Source organism: Bdellovibrio sp. HCB117 (genome assembly GCF_047305915.1).
Lineage (GTDB): Bacteria > Bdellovibrionota > Bdellovibrionia > Bdellovibrionales > Bdellovibrionaceae > Bdellovibrio > Bdellovibrio bacteriovorus_B.
Genome location: NZ_CP178622.1, coordinates 1,490,770 through 1,506,142, shown reverse-complemented (window position 1 = coordinate 1,506,142; position 15,373 = coordinate 1,490,770). Strand labels below are relative to the sequence as shown.

The following is a 15,373-nucleotide window of genomic DNA, read 5'->3' as shown; positions in this document are numbered from 1 at the left end:
TAGAAACCCGAACGATGACAAATCTTCCCCACCTTTTACAACTAGCCAAACTGCAGTGCCGTAATGGGGATATGCCAGAGGCTCGTGAAACGGCGGCGGAAGCTTTGCATACATTTGCGAAGACGGAACAACATTCCTTCTGGATTGAAAGCGCGCGAGTTTACCTTCAATCTTGCATTGAACTTGAAGAAGTTGCCACGGCAGAAATAGTCATGCTCGAAGCTTTGGAGCTTTTGGCTTCGGGCAAACTTTCTGAGTCTCTTCAAGCCTCTGTGCAGACTTTGATTGCCTCTTGGTTTTTAGCTCAGGGAAAAGCGGCTGAATCACAAGCCTATCTGGATTCGGCGATCAACAAAGCAACCCACAGTCGCGATCTTGAAGTTCTAGCAAGAGCGCTTTTAATCAATGCATTCCAACTGTCATTCAATCAAAAAACTTTCACGCAAGCCCTTCAGCTTTTAAGCAAGATCGAAACTCTGCTGGCGGAAATAGAAAATCCCGAGCTTTCCCTGATTGCAAACAATGTTCGCGGTTATATTTATATTGAATCTCAACAGTACGAAGCAGCCTTAAACACGCTTTGGAAAAATTATGAGACGGCAAAACGTCATGGTTACCAAACGTCGATTTCCTCTGTTTTAGGAGAGCTGGCACTCGTAGCCCGCGCACAACAACAGCACGAGCACTACCGCCTTTATGCCGAGCTGGCCTTAAAAGGTTTAAATCCGCAAAAGACGCCACGCCTTTATAAACGCATCCTCAAAGTCTATCCGGAAAGCGAGCGCAATCATAAAGCTCACTATGACTTTGAGATCGACGAAAAAAATCGATTTGTGCGCGAAAGAACTAAAGGCCCGATTGATTTTAAGAATCAGCATATTCTTTTTGATATGGCTTTGATGTTCATCAAACATCCAGGCCAACGCTATTCGAAGGAAGATTTAGCGGAAAAAATCTGGTCGCAAGTTTACGACCCCGATCTGCATGACAATTTGATCTATGTTTCGATCAAACGTCTGCGCACTTTGCTAGAGCCGGACTTAGAAAGTCCGCGCTACATCCTGCGTGATCGCAAAGGTTATTACTTCAACTCACAAACCCATGTTCATTTTAAGAATTTAGAGGAAGCTCCACTATGAAACTCCTAAGCTCTTTTATGGCCGTCTTCATCATGACCTCTTTCAGCTTTGCCGGACCTGGCGATGGACCTATCGTTCCTTGGCCAACCAGCGTGGTGCGCGAAGCCTTAAATGAAACGACCATCTATGGTGATTGGGTCGCTTACGAACACAATGCCGTTTGGTATATCAATATTCAAAAAGACCCTTTAGAAATCGGACGCGCTTCCATCGCGATTTCTTCTGGTGCTGTTTTCACACACAAAGCTGTCGGCTCCCTTTACCGTGGAGACAACGTCTTCTGGGGTAAGCTGGTTATGGATGCCAATCACTCGGCGGCCATCGTTCTTTACAAAGACTATGAAGGCACGAAACTCCGTATTGCCAAAGGTCACAACCGCTACGTTGACGTGAAGCTGTATCGTCAGAAATAAGGATTTGCGCCGTGATTGAGATCAGTTCGAAAAGCAACGACCACTTTCGCCGCTGGGTGGATTTATCTTCTGCCCGCGGAATCAAAAAACACCACGAGTTTATCCTGATGGGAGAAAAACTGATTGGTGAGTTTTTAGAAAACCCAAATTTCAAAGTGAAGGCAGAACTGGTTCATGAAGATCTGAAGTCTTTGACGATGACGGCGGCCTCTTTAAAAGGTCAGCGCATTCCGGTTTTCAAACTTCCCAAAGCTCTTTTTAACGAAGTCGATGTGATTGGCACACACTATAATCTTTTGGTTCTAGAGCCGAAAGAAATCCCCGCTTTGTCGGCAGAGAAAACGCAAGGTTTGGAAGTGCTTTCCCCTTTAGGAGACCCATCGAATCTGGGCGCTTTAGCTCGCTCGGCTTTGGCATTTGGTGCGAGCAAAATGATTCTGACTGAAGAAAGTTGCAATCCATTTCACCCGAAAGCGATTAAATCTTCGGCGGGAGCTCTTTTAAAATTGCCGCTTTATCGCGTTGGTAAATTCACCGACTTTGTTGCTGGCAATGAAGATGTTTATGCTTTGGATATGAAGGGCGAAAATGTGGCGACTTTCAAATGGCCCAAGAACATCCGCTTGGCAATTGGCGAAGAAGGTCCGGGGTTCAGCGGCCTTAAGGGGTTAAAACGCTTGTCAGTCGCGACTCAAAGTGTGGAATCTTTGAATGCGACCGTGGCGGCAAGCATTGCTCTTTTCAGCTATTCTGTTTCTCAGAAATAAGCGGCGTTTGAAGGCAGCTTATTTACACAGTAAACTTTTGATTTCAGCTTCAGGGATCTGTTGGGCCATCTGACAGATCTTTTGGTCTAAGACTCCATAGACGTCCCAATTCGAAAATAAAGTTTCGGCGCGGCCCTTGGTCACACCGATCTGCTTCCACTGAGTGCCAACGCGGGCAAATAGTGGTGCCCCACTATCGCCGGGTTGTACCCGCGATGTGGATTTAGATTCGTAAGTGCTAGAGCTTTTTGTAATACGATCTAAGCGTGCCATTCTTTTTGTGTCCGTCGTTGCGATTTCTTCGATGGGATTGATCGTAACAACTGTGGGCCAATACTTGAGAAGTTGACTGTGAATGGAAGGAAGCTCCTTCTGCGAGATCACTTGAGTAAACTGAAATTCTGCTTTCAGCGCCAATGGCTTTTCAAAAATAACAATCGCGATATCCTCCGCAGGACCAATTCGCAAACGCAAGCCTTGCACATCCAAACGACGTTTAAGATCCGCGGAATATATAAATCTCGCTTTCACAGTCTCACGGTATTTTGTCATATAGCCGATGCGGCGAGTTTCGCCTGTCGGCGCTTTACGATAGATGTATTCACCGACTTGGATGTCGATTTCCCAGGACTTCAAAACTTCGGATTGATAAACACAGTGGGCCGCGGTCACCATCACTCGGTCCGACAAAAGATTTCCATTACACATGCCGGAAACAGTGTCTTTGCTGTCGGGGTCATATCCTAAGGCGCTGAAGAAAACGACGGATTCAAGCTCTGGCGTTTCCGCAGGAACGGCATTAGTTAAAGCCCAAGATTGTGTCGCTAGCAGCATGGTGAATAAGAAAATCTTCATAGAGCCCCCTCTGAAAGAAGGAGCTATTTCAGCTCTCAAGCCAGGTCACCAAAAAAGGCGGCGATGACACCCGTGATCACCGCCAATGTTCATTAATTAGATTTGAGCGATAAATAGTAAAGACGATCCTCTTTAGGAAGTCTTTCAATCGCATAACGAAGCATGGTTCGAGGCATTTTTGCAGCGTGAAGATCAAGAAAATGACGAAGATCTTTTTCGCTGACTCTTTTACCTGCTTCTCGCAACATCCAACCACTGGCCTTATGAATCAAATCATGACTGTCATTCATTAGAATTTTTGCGATTTTAAATACGTCTTTCACTTCCTTTTTTTTGATGAAGTGAAATGTGGATAGCATGGCGATCCGACGCTCCCAGAGACTTTTTGATTTTGCTAACTTCTGCAAAATCTTGCGGTCGCGATTGTACAAAAAAGCACCGACGATGTATTCTGCCGAAGAATCAACGAGGTCCCAATTGTTGATATATTTCGTGTGTTTTAGATAAAACTTATAGATCTTTTCTTGCTCTACTTCAGAACTTTTCGGGAATTGGCTTACTAAGATTAAAAGACCAATCAGGCGCTCTTCATGATGCGGGGATTTAACCAGAAGGCTGACTTCTTTCAGTGGCAGATCCTTGTACTTCTTAGCTATCAAACGGCTTTCCGGCACAGTCAAACCTAAGAAGATATCCCCTTCCGCATAGTCGCCAGGCCCCGTCTTAAAGAAACGTTGCAGAGTCTTAGCGCGGGCAGGTTTTCTTTTCTTAAGAATGTCTTTTTGGATCGCTAACATTTCTTGAGGGTACGAGAGAAGCCTTGTCAGCGCAACACTCTAGTATTTCTCGTTTATCTTTTAGCTCGAAAGAATATTTCCAAAGGCACAGACTTCTGTTTCTTAGAAGTCTGTGCTCTTTTAGCAAGGAATCAATTTTTCAAGGACGTCCTCGGATGGAACTTTATTCCACAATGACAGGACGTAACCCCCACCACCGGACCCCGTTGGTTTCACGGCTATAGCGCCATTTTCTTTCAACCATTGGATATGTTTTCCTGGCGCCCCTTCATTCAAGCCCCATTGTTCAAAACAGTCTCCACCCTCTTCTATGGCTTTAGCTAAAAGTGGAAGCCCCTCTGACATATCGAGCTTTAATGCTTTTTCGGCTGTGGCCACGGCTTCGGCCATTTGTTTGTCGATTTTTTCACCGACTTCGGGATTCTGCAAAAGAAGATCTTTAACTTTGTTCACAGCATCCACCGTTACGCCACGCTTGCCCGAATAGGAAATATACCAGTGCGGTTTCCACGACGCTGATAATGGCTTACGCTCGCCATTTCGAACGAAATACAAACCTTCGCCCGACAAGGCAACGGCGATATCAACCCCACTGCTTTCGCCGTGGAAGAGATTTTCTAAATCGCGAGCAAATTCGTAATATTCGCTTTCCTCAACGTATCCCAAATAGCCCAACCACCGCGTGAGCGCGACACAAAGAGCCGCCGACGCCCCCATACCTGCGCCCACTGGGATAGAAGATTCCAAAAGCAGAATACCTTTGAGTTCTTGGCGAGAGATTTTTTTAAGCTCACAAGCTTTTTCCAGAACTCCCCAAACCAGAAGCTGCAGGTCTTTACCATGGTCTCCCACCAGACGAAGTTCTAAAGCGGATTCCGTGCGCGTGTAACTTAGTTCTAAGTTGCGCGACTGAATAGGAAAAACCAACGCAGGAACACCGCGAAGTACCGCGTGTTCGCCCGCAAGGATCCATTTTCCAAAAGATTTACAAGTAAAATCAATGGACATCAGATTTCACACCTTCAAACGCCAAAACTTTGAATTCATTTTTAAAAAGTTCACGGTAAGTTTCGAAAGATTTCTTCTGATCATTTCTAAAAAGCATATGCACATTCGCCCCGGCGTCCATTGTCACCAAAGGACCATCCTGCCACTTATTCCAAAGCTTTTGGCACTCTTCCAGAACTTTTTTAGAAGCGTCCGTCATGTAACTAAAAGAAGGCGTGCTTGTTTCAAACAAACGGTGCATATCGATGAATTCATCCCAGACAATCTGACGAGCCATATGCCAGTCATCAAATTGCAAAGCTTGAGAAAGATCTTTCAAGCGAATCTCGGCACGTTCAACACGACCTTCAAAACGGGGGCTTGTTGTTACAAGCTTATGAGCTTCCGAACTAGAAACTTCCTTCTTTGAGTCTTCCACCACCACCACGATGTGATGCATATCCTTTATCGGAAGATTCATTGGTTCTGCATACTCATGCAACCAAATTGCCCACGGAGAAAATAGAGAACGACAGGACGATCCCGATCCCTGACGAGACAGCTCGGACAAGACTTTCTTATCCTCGCCCCACGGTTGCGGATGGATCTTTTGAAACATCTGCGCAGCAGCCAAAGTCAACGCAGCAAAACTTGAAGCGGAGCTAGCAAGACCGCAATCGGAAGGAAAATTATTTGCTGACTCCACGAGGAAGTTTTTCGTAACTCCCCACTTGTCTTTTAAATTTTGCAGGTGCTTTAAAAAGCGCTGCTGCCCTTTTTCAGAAAGATCCATTTTTTCTAGATCTTCTCGAACCAAGAGCTTCCATTGATCCTTACCACCCTCAATCTCTGTCAGGCGAACAAAGGTTCTTAAATTCTCCAGAGTGTAAGATAAGGAGCCATTCGTTGGCTTATTACCGGAACCTTCGATTTTACCCATGTACTTGATCAGAGCGATATTAGAAGGCGCAGACACTAAAACTTGATTCATAGAGTTCCTCGAACTTGCAAACCATTGGCGATCTTTTGCGAAGAAGCCATTAAGGATAATTGGCGTTGTTGGCAGAACTGTTTTAGCTCTTCGGACTCGTTTTTACGAGTCACAACCAGGACCACGTCGGCACCTAAAGCTCCACAGCCCTTGGCCGCCACGACGCCAGAAATTTGCTTGATATCATTTAACAAAGATAAAGTTTCATTGCAGGTAAAGCCCAAGGACTTTAAAGAATCCGCATAGGCATTTATACCTGAAACAAAAATAGAACTGTCTTGAGTATCAAAAGACTCGCGAATCATCGCGAAACTTTTTTCTAAAGAGCTGGCATCAAAGGATTTTAAATTCTTCAGATGCTCGTGGGTGGCGACTTTATTTCCGGTGTGCAGAAGATGCAGTTCCAAATCTTCAAACGGCCAGCTCTTGACCGAAATCAGACCTTTGCGCTTTTCAAAGAAAGTTAAAGCGCCTTTGAGCTGTCCCACAAGATCAGCACCACTAGGACGCTGTCCTTCACCATTCCATGCGACTTCGTAATAGGCTTCTAAAAGATGTTTAAAATCCAGAAGCTTTTCCATGTCCTGTTGAGGGGCCTCTTTATAAAGCCACAAAGCATAGACACCTAAAAACTGCGCCGTAGAAGCACCAAAGCCGCCCTTACCCGCGTAAGGATCTTTAAAACCAAGATCAAATTGAGAGAAATAGTCTTGATGCTTACGAATAAAAAGACCGGCTGGAGACTCGGGATGAATCGAGCCCAGGTTGCCGCTTCCCTTATGGGCTTCAAGCTCAAAACAAGGCTGCGACAAAAGGACCAGGGTCGGTCCTTCTTGCAATGCGAGGTATTCACCCGCGATAAAAGTTTTGCCGGGAACGGAGAAGACCAGGGACATGGCCTCTCCTAGCTGTGAGTGTGTGTTGTCGTCGTCGCTCTTTGCGAAGAACGAAGTTCTTTAAGCACGTCAATCGCATTGCTTAAAGAGATGCGTTTACGAACTGCTAAGATTTCTTCAAGCTTCTTTTGTACAAGAGGAATTTCTTTTTCTTCCGCACCCGCACCCAAAGCCAAATTCTTCGTGTGAAGTTTCATATGACCTTCGATGATACCGACAGTAGTTAGGGCTTTTAAAGCCCCTAGGTTTTGCACCAATCCAACTGCGGCAATAACGCGCGAAAGTTCGTTTGCCGAAGTCGTTCCCAACATCTTCATACACATCATCGCTGTCGGATGAAGAGTTGTTACGCCACCGACGGTGCCCACGATCAAAGGAGCTTCAAAGATACCTTTAAGTCCACCCTCTCCATCACGGAACCAACGAGTGATCGAACGGTATTGTCCATCACGTGAAGCATAGGCATGGATACCCGCCTCTACCGCGCGCCAGTCATTTCCCGTCGCGATAAGAACCGGGTCAATCCCGTTAAGAACGCCTTTATTGTTCGTCGCTGCACGATAAGGATCTTGCTGAGCAAACAAAGAAGCTTCTTCAATTTTTTCAGCAAGTTCAGGGTCGATGTCTTTGATGTGAACAATCGCGCGAGTGACTTTCGAATCGACAAGATTCGAAAGAATACACATCGTCACTTTTTCACCAGTAAACTGTTCGATCGGTTCTTTAAGGAACTCACAAACTTGGTTCATGATGTTGGCACCCATGGCATCGCATGGATCCATCAACACATGAACAACGGCCATGTCCGTTCCATCACCACGAGGCACGCGGCGAACTTGGATATCACGGACACCACCGCCACGACGAACAAGACCGAACGCCACTTCACGGTTTGAGATTTCAATTAAGAAGTTTTTCTGAGACAGGATTTGTTTTTCAAATTTCGCAAAATCTTGAATCTTTGCGCATTGGATTTGACCGATGATATCGTTCCCCACAACTTCCGTTGTGATGGAACCTGTTTCACGAATCCATTTTGCGGACTTACAGACCGCCGCGACGATAGAAGTTTCTTCCACCGCCATCGGGATCACGTAGTCTTTGCCATCGATATTGAAGTTAGTTGCTACCCCCAAAGGAAGCTGGAAATAGCCGATGACGTTTTCGATAAACTTTTCGCCCAAAGAAGTGTCGCGCAATCCGCCCTTAGACAGATACTCAACGTCGGAATCATGAAGAACGCCAACGTCCATCAACGCTTTCAATCTTTCCTCGCGAGAAAGTTTTGAGAAACCTTTAAAGATGTCTAGAAGCTGCTTTTTCATCGAATCACCCTCTTTGTTTGAAGGTCTTTAAGATTTTTTGAACCTGTACAGAACAAAGCAATCTTAAGTTCAGTTTCTAATTTATTTATAAGCTCTTCCAAGGCCTCATCGCCTTTCAGAGCCGCTTCCAAAAAGGGTTTTGCGAGCCCTACTTTGTTAGCACCTAAAGCGCAAAGTTTTGCGACTTCAAGTCCGTTTCTGACGCCACCCGAAGCCCAGATTTCATAACTCACACGGGCCTCTTTGGCATTCAAAACAGATTGTACTGTACTAATACCCCAATTTGCGAAAGTTTGCGCGACTTTATACAGTAAATCATTCTCTTGCGAACGGTATCCTTCGACCCGACCCCAATGAGTTCCACCTTTACCCGCAACGTCGACGGCGTAAATTCCTATATTTTCGAGGCGTTTGAGGGTTTCAACGGAAAACCCACAGCCCACTTCTTTCACTACTATGGGAACCCCTGCAATTTTCACCAGATTTTCTAGAGCTTCTATTCCATGTCGAAAATCACGAGTGCCCTCTGGCTGAAGAGCTTCCTGAAGAGGATTCACATGCACGAAAAGCGCAATAGCCTCTGTGGACTCAATCAGACGTTGGACTTTATCGATCGGACTTTTGATCAGTTGAGCGATTCCAATATTTCCCAAAAGCAGAGCCTTCGGTGCCTGACGACGCACGCGGTTCCACTCTTCAGCGGCATTAGAATCTTCCAACTCTCTTCTTTGCGAACCTACGCCCATAAGAATCTGGCGACGGTCACTCAAACGAGCCAAAGCCTCGTTGATTTCACGTCCTTGCTCATGGCCGGCAGTCATCGAAGAAATAAAAATAGGAGAAGAAAGAGAAATAGAATCTTTAGTGACAGGATCTTTTAAAAAGAAAGAGGTCGAAATATCGACCTCTTTAAAATCCAAATTAGGCAAAGCCTCATGAATTAATTCGATCGAGTCTAAACCATTTTGTCCCTCAGTCTGTGACCTTGGATCCAGCGCGATTTTTATGTGATCGCGCTTTCTTTGTTCAAATTGGCTATTAGACTCTTCCATGGGTTGCTATTGCAGACCTACGCCAAAGCGTGTTTGCAAAGAGCAGTGAATGCTGCTGCATCGTTGATAGCAAGGTCAGCCAAGATCTTACGGTCCACTTGGATGCCAGCTTTAATCAAGCCACCGATCAAACGAGAATATGTAGTTCCGTTCAAACGAGCTGCTGCATTGATACGTTGATTCCACAATGTGCGGAAGTTACGTTTTTTAGCTTTACGGTCGCGGTAAGCATACGCCATACCACGGTCATTTTTCTCTACCGCGTGGATGTACGCGCGAGAACCAGCTGAATAGTAACCTTTTGCTCTTTTAAGAACCTTTTTGTGACGAGCACGATTTGTTTTACCACTTTTTACACGAGCCATTTTCTACCTCAAATTTACTGTACATCTTCGAACTTCGTCGAAGTTACGTACGGAAAAGACATTTAAAATTTTTAGATTAATTCCTAGAACACCAAGCAACGACGAACTTGTAACATGTTCGCGTCTTCTACGTATGATGTCTTACCTAGTTGTCTTTTCGTTTTTGAGCTCATGTGTGAGTTCAAGTGACGCATGCGAGTGCTTTTTTTCTTAACTTTACCGCTTGAAAGAACTTTCAAACGTTTTTTAGCGCCTGAGTGAGTGCGCATTTTCATAATGTTTACCTTCCACCGATAAGGCGTCTCTCCCGTTGGGGACAGCTCTTAACCATTGCCTTAGACAGTCATAATTATGGACTCATGGTTTTATGTCGCATGTCGGGTAAAAGCAAGCTTTTTTGAGGGGTTAGCTGGAATTAAAGGCCGGCTTGCGGAAAAGCCAAGTTATTTAATTTTCCCCATAATTTCAATAATTTAAGACAGATTTTAGAAAATTTTAAAGAGTTCCAAAGCATTCTTTGATACAAGATTTTTGCTTAAAAATAAGGCGATAAACCCACTTACTCAAAGAGGATCTTTGTATGAACCAACTTGTTTCAGCTGTCGTATTGCTCGTTTCCCTTTCTTTATCCGCTCACGCGATCGAACCTAAGAAAATCTTAAAGACCAGCGCTAATAGCGCCACCGTACGCATCGAAACAGAAGAAAAAGAAGGAACTCAGGTCGCCGCCTACATTGATGCCTCTGAAATGCCTGAATTCATCCAGATCATGCTGAACGATCCCACTTCCGAACTGAGCAAGATTAAACACGAGCTTGAGATGGAAAACTGCCAAGAAACTAGCACCACCCCCGACGGTTACATCCCTCAGTGTGGGGCTGTCGAATGGACAGACTTAGTACAAACATCTTTTGGTCGCGGTGGCTGGATGTCGGCGGGCGCGGCTTACACTTTGTTTGTCGGCTTTCGCTTTGATGGCACGGGTCGCTTTTTTGAATCTACACACATGGTGGTCTTAAGCGAATCGGCCGAAGCCGTCGTCGACAGTGACATGAATTACACAGGATTTATCACGAAAGACCTGCGTTTGGAAAAAGCCGAACGCCTGCCCCTTTCACACCACGATAAGCATTGATTGAGGTTTCGGAAGGTGACAGACTTTTTTCATGATCACCTCTGAAGTTTTAAAAAATTATCGCGCTTACGAAGTACAGCACTTTCAAGTTGAAACTCTTAAAATTGAAAGTGCTGCGCTTAAAAGCAATCCTCTCAAAGATCCAGCGACACGCTTTAATCCTCTTCTTCTCCCCCGCCATGAAGGCCCTTGGCCGGTCATCATGGTTTTAGGTGGATTTACTGGTAACTCCCCTTTTTATTTCAATCCTAAGTTTAATGAACAAAATGCCGTACAGGTGATTGATCAGGCCGTCGAGCGTGGTGAGGCCCCTGAAGCTTTGTATGTGTTTATCGACGCTTTGACTTCTTGGGGTGGTTCTCAGTTTATAAATTCTGCGGCCACAGGAAACTACGAAGATTATATTGTAAAAGAAATCATCCCCGCATTAAAAGAACACTTCCCTGTCTCCCATAACGCCCAAGACTGGTGCGTGATGGGAGGATCTAGCGGAGGCTATGGCGCCCTTCATTTAGGATCAAAGTATCCAGAGATCTTCAGTTATGTCGCGGCGATTGCACCGGATTGTTTTTTTGAAGCCAGCCTCTTACCGGAACTTTATCAGGCCCATCCTTTTTGGGAAAAATATAAAGAGTCTGCCACTCGAGCCCTTGAAGAACTAAGAAATAAGAAATTGATGAAGGCTAAGAACTGGCATTCTGTCGTCAATGCTTTTGGAATGGCCTCCTGCTATTCGGCGAAAGGCGTTGGCGTAGAATTTAATTGGCCTTTGGATATTCGCACGGCCGAAAAAATTCCGGCTCTCTGGGAGCAATGGCTCAAACACGACCCTGTCCATTTTTTGCCCAAACGGCTTTCTCACTTAAAAAAACTGTCTGGAATTTATCTGGATGTCGGAAGCAAAGACAACTTCCATCTCCAGTACGGAAGCCGACAAATATCAAAGTTCCTGAGTGAAAGTGGCATTGCTCACGAGTATGTGGAGTTCGACGGAAATCATTTCGATATCGGAGAACGCAGAGTCGAAGTATGGAAATGGCTTTCCTCTCTATGGAGAGCGTGATGAAGTGCCTTCTTCCCCTAGTCATCCTTTTAACTTCCTCCTTCGCTGTCGCTCAAACTCCTTCTGAAGAATTGACGAACCAGGAGTTTGAAGATTGGAGTTGGACACCGCAATCGAAGGACACTTTGAAAGTGAAATTCGGAGTGGCTGTTCCTCGCTACAATTTCACGATACTAGCTCCGTCGGGTCTTACGGATGCGAAGTTCTTACCGAACTCGCCGTCGAAATCCAGTCTTGGCTTTTCTTACCGCAATTTGGGCTTTACGGCTTCGGTACAAAACCCGGTTGAAACGGAAGATAAGGAAAAATACGGTTCTTCCTCGGCAGTGGATTTTCAACTGCGTTTTTTTGGAAAGCGCACCTATGAATTCTTTCTGCAAGCTTATGATGGTTACTACATTGAGAATTCAGCGGAACTAGATCCCTCTTTTGCGAACTCATCAAAGAAAATCTTTCGCGATGATATTAAGACACGCAATTTTGGTTTTAACTTCTATTGGAATCTCGATGAAGAAAACTTTTCGCAAGCCATGGCTTTTGACCAAGCGGGTTTTCAAAAAGAAAGTGACTGGGGCCTGTCCGCTTATTTTCATGCAAGTCGAAATTCCATTGCCGCTAAAGAAGCTTTTATCCCTGCAGCCTCAGCTTCACAATTTGGATCTTTAAGTGACCTTGATGGAATGCAAAGAGATACCGCGGGGCCTGGCATTGCCATCGGAGGCATTGCTGTTTATCAAAATTTTTACGCCACCGCTTTTGTGGGCTTGGGCTTAGGCTATCAAAGGGTGAATTTGGAATACGTGGTGAAGGATGATGAGACCAGCGAATCCCTTGGCAGCTTTAGTACGGGGCGCTTGGGCCTTGGATACAATGGACAAAGACATTCTGCTGGATTCCAGGTCATCTCCGATGCTGTCAGTACGACGATTGAAGATGGCAATATCGAATCCAGCAATATCGAGCTTATGGTGTTTTATTCCTATCGTTTTGAAGGCATCAACATTCCTCCTGCCAACGAAGTTTCAAGCTGGTTTGATTAGCTCCTTGTGTAGAGCAACACAGAGTTGCGGCCTTAGGTTCACTTTGACCTAAGATTTTGAATTGAATAAAGTGAAGCCATGACAGACCTGATGGCCGCCCGCTCAACGATGGCTTTTTCTTTAGGGTTTCACATAATCTTTGCTGCGGTTGGCATGACGATGCCTTTTTTTATGTCGGCCGCTCACTATCTTTTTTTGAAGAAGAAAAATCCTGAATATCTCGAGCTCACTAAAATGTGGATGAAAGGTGTCGCGATTTTATTCGCTGTCGGCGCTGTCTCGGGAACAGTTTTGTCGTTCGAGTTAGGACTCTTGTGGCCCGGCTTTATGAAATACGCCGGCCCCATCATAGGAATGCCTTTTTCCTGGGAAGGCACCGCTTTCTTTTTAGAAGCCATTGCTATTGGTCTTTTTCTTTATGGATGGAAGAAGATGCGACCGTGGGTTCACTGGGGCACGGGTTTAATGGTGGGTATTAGCGGCTTTGCTTCGGGCGTTTTCGTCGTCGCGGCGAATGGTTGGATGAATTCACCTGCAGGTTTTGATTGGGTGAATGGCGAAGCGATGAATATTGATCCTGTAGCCGCGATGTTTAATAAGGCCTGGCTTCATCAAACCTTGCACATGCAGTTTGCGGCTTTGCAAGCCGTGGGCTTCGCCGTCGCAGGTATTCATGCGTTTTTATATCTTCGCGGTCGTGCACAGGAACTTCATCTGAAGGCTTTTAAGATTGCGATGTGTTTTGGTGCCGCCGCTTCTATTGCCCAACCTTTCATTGGACACTTCGCTGCTCAGCGTGTCGCCGTTTTGCAACCCGTGAAACTCGCCGCGATGGAAGGTCACTTTAAAACCGAGCGACAAGCGCCGTTGCACATCGGGGGCATTCCCAATGCCGAAACCCAAACCATGGACTATAGCATCCCCCTTCCCGGCATGCTCAGCTTCTTGGCGTTTAACGATTTTGATGCCGAGGTGATGGGTTTAGATCAAGTCCCTCGGGAGCTGTGGCCTCCACTGGTGATCACTCATATCAGTTTTCAGATCATGGTGGCCATTGGGACCGCGATGGCTCTGATTGCCGTGCTATTTTTCGTCTATCAACGGAAAAATTTTTTCCCATCTTGGCTTTTAAAAACCATCATCGCCTTTTCGCCTTTGGGATTTGTGGCGATGGAAGCTGGATGGATCGTCACTGAAGTGGGGCGACAACCTTGGATCATTTACGGGATTTTAAAAACACGCGATGCAGTCACACCCGTGCCCGGAATGAAATATCATTTCTTTTTATTCTTAGCATTGTATCTCTTCTTAAGCTTCGTCACTGTCTGGCTGCTGAAACGACAAGTTGTTGCGGCACAAAGAAAGTTTGAGGTTCGATGATTGAAATTCTTCTTTTCTTTATTGGAGCTTCGCTTTTACTTTACGTTCTATTTGGTGGCGCCGATTACGGAGCCGGTATTTTAGAGCTTCTCCCTGCAGACAGTTTACGAGATTCACAGAAAAAAGTTATCAACGATGCGATGGGGCCCGTGTGGGAGGCCAATCACATGTGGCTGATCTTAGTTGTCGTGATACTTTTCATGGGATTTCCTGCGATCTTCACGCTTCTTATGACCTCGCTACATATTCCGATGGTGGCTCTGCTTTTCGGCATTGTTGTTCGTGGGTGTGCTTTCACTTTTAGGCATTACGATGCCGTTCAAGCACCGCAATCACAAAACGTGTACACTGTTCTATTTGGCACTTCGAGCCTTTGGACGGCGATGTGGCTTGGTATCATTGCCGGAAGTTTGAACCGAGGCTTGATTGATCCTTTAAGCACCGACTTTCACGAAGCCTATATAGCTCCCTGGTGGGGAATTTATCCTTTCTGCATGGGAATTTTTGTAGTTTGCATCTTTGCCTTTTTAGCCAGCGTCTATTTGATCGGCGAAACTGAAAATCTGGATCTTAAAAAGATGTTCATTAAGCGCGCTTTTATTCTTAATTACTTAGTCGTCCTTTCGGGCGCCTTTGTTTTCGCGGCTTCCGCTGATGAGCGCACGCCTTTGTTTGCTGATTTCTTTGAAAGCAAGATCACTATGGCAATTATGCTTGCGGCAACGATCCTGTTCATCGCGCTTTGGTTTTTTATTCGGAAAAGACAAACTCTGTTAACTCGCACGGTGGCAGCCGGACAAATCACTTTGATCTTGGCTGGATGGTATGTGCTCAATGCACCGAATGCCCTTTTGACAGTGCAAGGACCGATCAGTTTTTACGAAGCAGCAGCTCCTTTAGCAACACTGTGGCAGTTAGTGATAGCACTTTTAGTGGGGAGCCTTTTTATCTTTCCAAGTTTGTTCTATTTGATGAAAGTCTTTAAGACCGGAACGACAGAGGAAATGTAACGGCAAGGATTGACCGTCCATGGTCAATTTGCCTCCCCCAAGGCTCACCGTCGGTGACTGATTGCTTATCCAACAATCTTCCCTCGAAGTGAAACGGGCGAAACTCTTTAGAGCTGCCCACAAATAGGATTGAAAAATTCGCGCGAAGCCTCAATCAA

17 protein-coding genes are annotated in these 15,373 nt (G+C 45.5%); 8 read left to right on the top strand and 9 right to left on the bottom strand.

Going from position 1 to position 15,373, the window contains the following annotated elements; translation table 11 throughout:
- Positions 1–14: 14 nt before the first annotated feature.
- From ACLWBD_RS07200 to ACLWBD_RS07190, 3 genes are read left to right on the top strand one after another with little or no spacing between them, the layout of a single operon-like run.
- Entirely contained in the window at positions 15–1,139 is a 1,125-nt protein-coding gene (locus ACLWBD_RS07200; RefSeq protein ID WP_413570298.1) for a winged helix-turn-helix domain-containing protein, read from the top strand.
- Complete coding sequence (locus ACLWBD_RS07195) at positions 1,136–1,552, top strand: hypothetical protein (RefSeq protein ID WP_063208119.1); 417 nt, start codon at positions 1,136–1,138, stop codon at positions 1,550–1,552. Before ACLWBD_RS07200 ends, ACLWBD_RS07195 begins: the two co-directional genes overlap by 4 nt.
- An 11-nt stretch (positions 1,553–1,563) precedes the next feature.
- Positions 1,564–2,319, top strand: a complete 756-nt coding sequence (locus ACLWBD_RS07190) for a TrmH family RNA methyltransferase (protein WP_063208122.1) — start codon at positions 1,564–1,566, stop codon at positions 2,317–2,319.
- An 18-nt stretch (positions 2,320–2,337) separates the two neighbouring features.
- Here ACLWBD_RS07190 and ACLWBD_RS07185 read toward each other — a convergent pair whose 3' ends face one another.
- From ACLWBD_RS07185 to rpmI, 9 genes are all read right to left on the bottom strand, one after another.
- The gene (locus tag ACLWBD_RS07185; protein ID WP_413570296.1) at positions 2,338–3,174 is read right to left on the bottom strand and encodes a trypsin-like serine protease; all 837 of its coding nucleotides are present in this window, start codon (positions 3,172–3,174) and stop codon (positions 2,338–2,340) included.
- A gap of 92 nt (positions 3,175–3,266) precedes the next feature.
- On the bottom strand, positions 3,267–3,971 hold the full coding sequence (locus tag ACLWBD_RS07180; RefSeq protein ID WP_413570294.1) for a DNA alkylation repair protein: 705 nt from the start codon (positions 3,969–3,971) through the stop codon (positions 3,267–3,269).
- 120 nt (positions 3,972–4,091) lie between these two features.
- Positions 4,092–4,979, bottom strand: a complete 888-nt coding sequence (locus ACLWBD_RS07175; RefSeq protein ID WP_413570293.1) for a mevalonate kinase — start codon at positions 4,977–4,979, stop codon at positions 4,092–4,094.
- On the bottom strand, positions 4,969–5,949 hold the full coding sequence (gene mvaD / locus ACLWBD_RS07170; protein WP_413570292.1) for a diphosphomevalonate decarboxylase: 981 nt from the start codon (positions 5,947–5,949) through the stop codon (positions 4,969–4,971). The genes ACLWBD_RS07175 and mvaD overlap by 11 nt, the downstream gene beginning before the upstream one ends.
- Complete coding sequence (locus ACLWBD_RS07165) at positions 5,946–6,845, bottom strand: hypothetical protein (protein ID WP_413570290.1); 900 nt, start codon at positions 6,843–6,845, stop codon at positions 5,946–5,948. Before ACLWBD_RS07165 ends, mvaD begins: the two co-directional genes overlap by 4 nt.
- Positions 6,846–6,853: 8 nt before the next feature.
- On the bottom strand, positions 6,854–8,170 hold the full coding sequence (locus ACLWBD_RS07160) for a hydroxymethylglutaryl-CoA reductase, degradative (RefSeq protein WP_413570288.1): 1,317 nt from the start codon (positions 8,168–8,170) through the stop codon (positions 6,854–6,856).
- Positions 8,167–9,222, bottom strand: coding sequence for a type 2 isopentenyl-diphosphate Delta-isomerase (gene fni / locus ACLWBD_RS07155; RefSeq protein WP_413570286.1), 1,056 nt, complete (start codon positions 9,220–9,222; stop codon positions 8,167–8,169). Before fni ends, ACLWBD_RS07160 begins: the two co-directional genes overlap by 4 nt.
- Before the next feature lie 17 nt (positions 9,223–9,239).
- Entirely contained in the window at positions 9,240–9,587 is a 348-nt protein-coding gene (gene rplT, locus ACLWBD_RS07150; RefSeq protein WP_063208145.1) for a 50S ribosomal protein L20, read from the bottom strand.
- 83 nt (positions 9,588–9,670) lie between these two features.
- Positions 9,671–9,862: a 50S ribosomal protein L35 gene (rpmI, locus tag ACLWBD_RS07145; RefSeq protein WP_011164102.1), complete on the bottom strand. Its 192-nt coding sequence runs from the start codon at positions 9,860–9,862 to the stop codon at positions 9,671–9,673.
- Positions 9,863–10,167: 305 nt separating this feature from the next.
- On the opposite strand from rpmI, the gene ACLWBD_RS07140 reads away from it, so the two are divergent.
- The 5 genes from ACLWBD_RS07140 to ACLWBD_RS07120 all read left to right on the top strand — a co-directional run bounded on the left by ACLWBD_RS07140 (position 10,168) and on the right by ACLWBD_RS07120 (position 15,215).
- Positions 10,168–10,722 carry a hypothetical protein gene (locus ACLWBD_RS07140; protein WP_413570283.1) on the top strand — a complete coding sequence of 185 codons (555 nt, stop codon included), beginning with the start codon at positions 10,168–10,170 and terminating at the stop codon, positions 10,720–10,722.
- A gap of 31 nt (positions 10,723–10,753) precedes the next feature.
- Positions 10,754–11,785, top strand: a complete 1,032-nt coding sequence (locus tag ACLWBD_RS07135) for an alpha/beta hydrolase (RefSeq protein WP_413570281.1) — start codon at positions 10,754–10,756, stop codon at positions 11,783–11,785.
- Positions 11,785–12,825: a DUF4421 family protein gene (locus ACLWBD_RS07130; RefSeq protein WP_063208153.1), complete on the top strand. Its 1,041-nt coding sequence runs from the start codon at positions 11,785–11,787 to the stop codon at positions 12,823–12,825. Before ACLWBD_RS07135 ends, ACLWBD_RS07130 begins: the two co-directional genes overlap by 1 nt.
- A 78-nt stretch (positions 12,826–12,903) precedes the next feature.
- The gene (locus tag ACLWBD_RS07125) at positions 12,904–14,205 is read left to right on the top strand and encodes a cytochrome ubiquinol oxidase subunit I (protein ID WP_063208156.1); all 1,302 of its coding nucleotides are present in this window, start codon (positions 12,904–12,906) and stop codon (positions 14,203–14,205) included.
- Complete coding sequence (locus ACLWBD_RS07120; protein WP_413570278.1) at positions 14,202–15,215, top strand: cytochrome d ubiquinol oxidase subunit II; 1,014 nt, start codon at positions 14,202–14,204, stop codon at positions 15,213–15,215. Before ACLWBD_RS07125 ends, ACLWBD_RS07120 begins: the two co-directional genes overlap by 4 nt.
- The last annotated feature ends 158 nt before the right edge of the window (positions 15,216–15,373 follow it).

What these genes read in the sequence shown, in the direction of transcription:
- ACLWBD_RS07200 (WP_413570298.1), top strand. Translation starts at nt 15, where the DNA reads ATGACAAATCTTCCCCACCTTTTACAACTAGCCAAACTGCAGTGCCGT.
- ACLWBD_RS07195 (WP_063208119.1), top strand. Translation starts at nt 1,136, where the DNA reads ATGAAACTCCTAAGCTCTTTTATGGCCGTCTTCATCATGACCTCTTTC.
- ACLWBD_RS07185 (WP_413570296.1), bottom strand. Translation starts at nt 3,174, where the DNA reads ATGAAGATTTTCTTATTCACCATGCTGCTAGCGACACAATCTTGGGCT.
- ACLWBD_RS07180 (WP_413570294.1), bottom strand. Translation starts at nt 3,971, where the DNA reads ATGTTAGCGATCCAAAAAGACATTCTTAAGAAAAGAAAACCTGCCCGC.
- ACLWBD_RS07175 (WP_413570293.1), bottom strand. Translation starts at nt 4,979, where the DNA reads ATGTCCATTGATTTTACTTGTAAATCTTTTGGAAAATGGATCCTTGCG.
- mvaD (WP_413570292.1), bottom strand. Translation starts at nt 5,949, where the DNA reads ATGAATCAAGTTTTAGTGTCTGCGCCTTCTAATATCGCTCTGATCAAG.
- ACLWBD_RS07165 (WP_413570290.1), bottom strand. Translation starts at nt 6,845, where the DNA reads ATGTCCCTGGTCTTCTCCGTTCCCGGCAAAACTTTTATCGCGGGTGAA.
- ACLWBD_RS07160 (WP_413570288.1), bottom strand. Translation starts at nt 8,170, where the DNA reads ATGAAAAAGCAGCTTCTAGACATCTTTAAAGGTTTCTCAAAACTTTCT.
- fni (WP_413570286.1), bottom strand. Translation starts at nt 9,222, where the DNA reads ATGGAAGAGTCTAATAGCCAATTTGAACAAAGAAAGCGCGATCACATA.
- rplT (WP_063208145.1), bottom strand. Translation starts at nt 9,587, where the DNA reads ATGGCTCGTGTAAAAAGTGGTAAAACAAATCGTGCTCGTCACAAAAAG.
- rpmI (WP_011164102.1), bottom strand. Translation starts at nt 9,862, where the DNA reads ATGAAAATGCGCACTCACTCAGGCGCTAAAAAACGTTTGAAAGTTCTT.
- ACLWBD_RS07140 (WP_413570283.1), top strand. Translation starts at nt 10,168, where the DNA reads ATGAACCAACTTGTTTCAGCTGTCGTATTGCTCGTTTCCCTTTCTTTA.
- ACLWBD_RS07135 (WP_413570281.1), top strand. Translation starts at nt 10,754, where the DNA reads ATGATCACCTCTGAAGTTTTAAAAAATTATCGCGCTTACGAAGTACAG.
- ACLWBD_RS07130 (WP_063208153.1), top strand. Translation starts at nt 11,785, where the DNA reads ATGAAGTGCCTTCTTCCCCTAGTCATCCTTTTAACTTCCTCCTTCGCT.
- ACLWBD_RS07125 (WP_063208156.1), top strand. Translation starts at nt 12,904, where the DNA reads ATGACAGACCTGATGGCCGCCCGCTCAACGATGGCTTTTTCTTTAGGG.
- ACLWBD_RS07120 (WP_413570278.1), top strand. Translation starts at nt 14,202, where the DNA reads ATGATTGAAATTCTTCTTTTCTTTATTGGAGCTTCGCTTTTACTTTAC.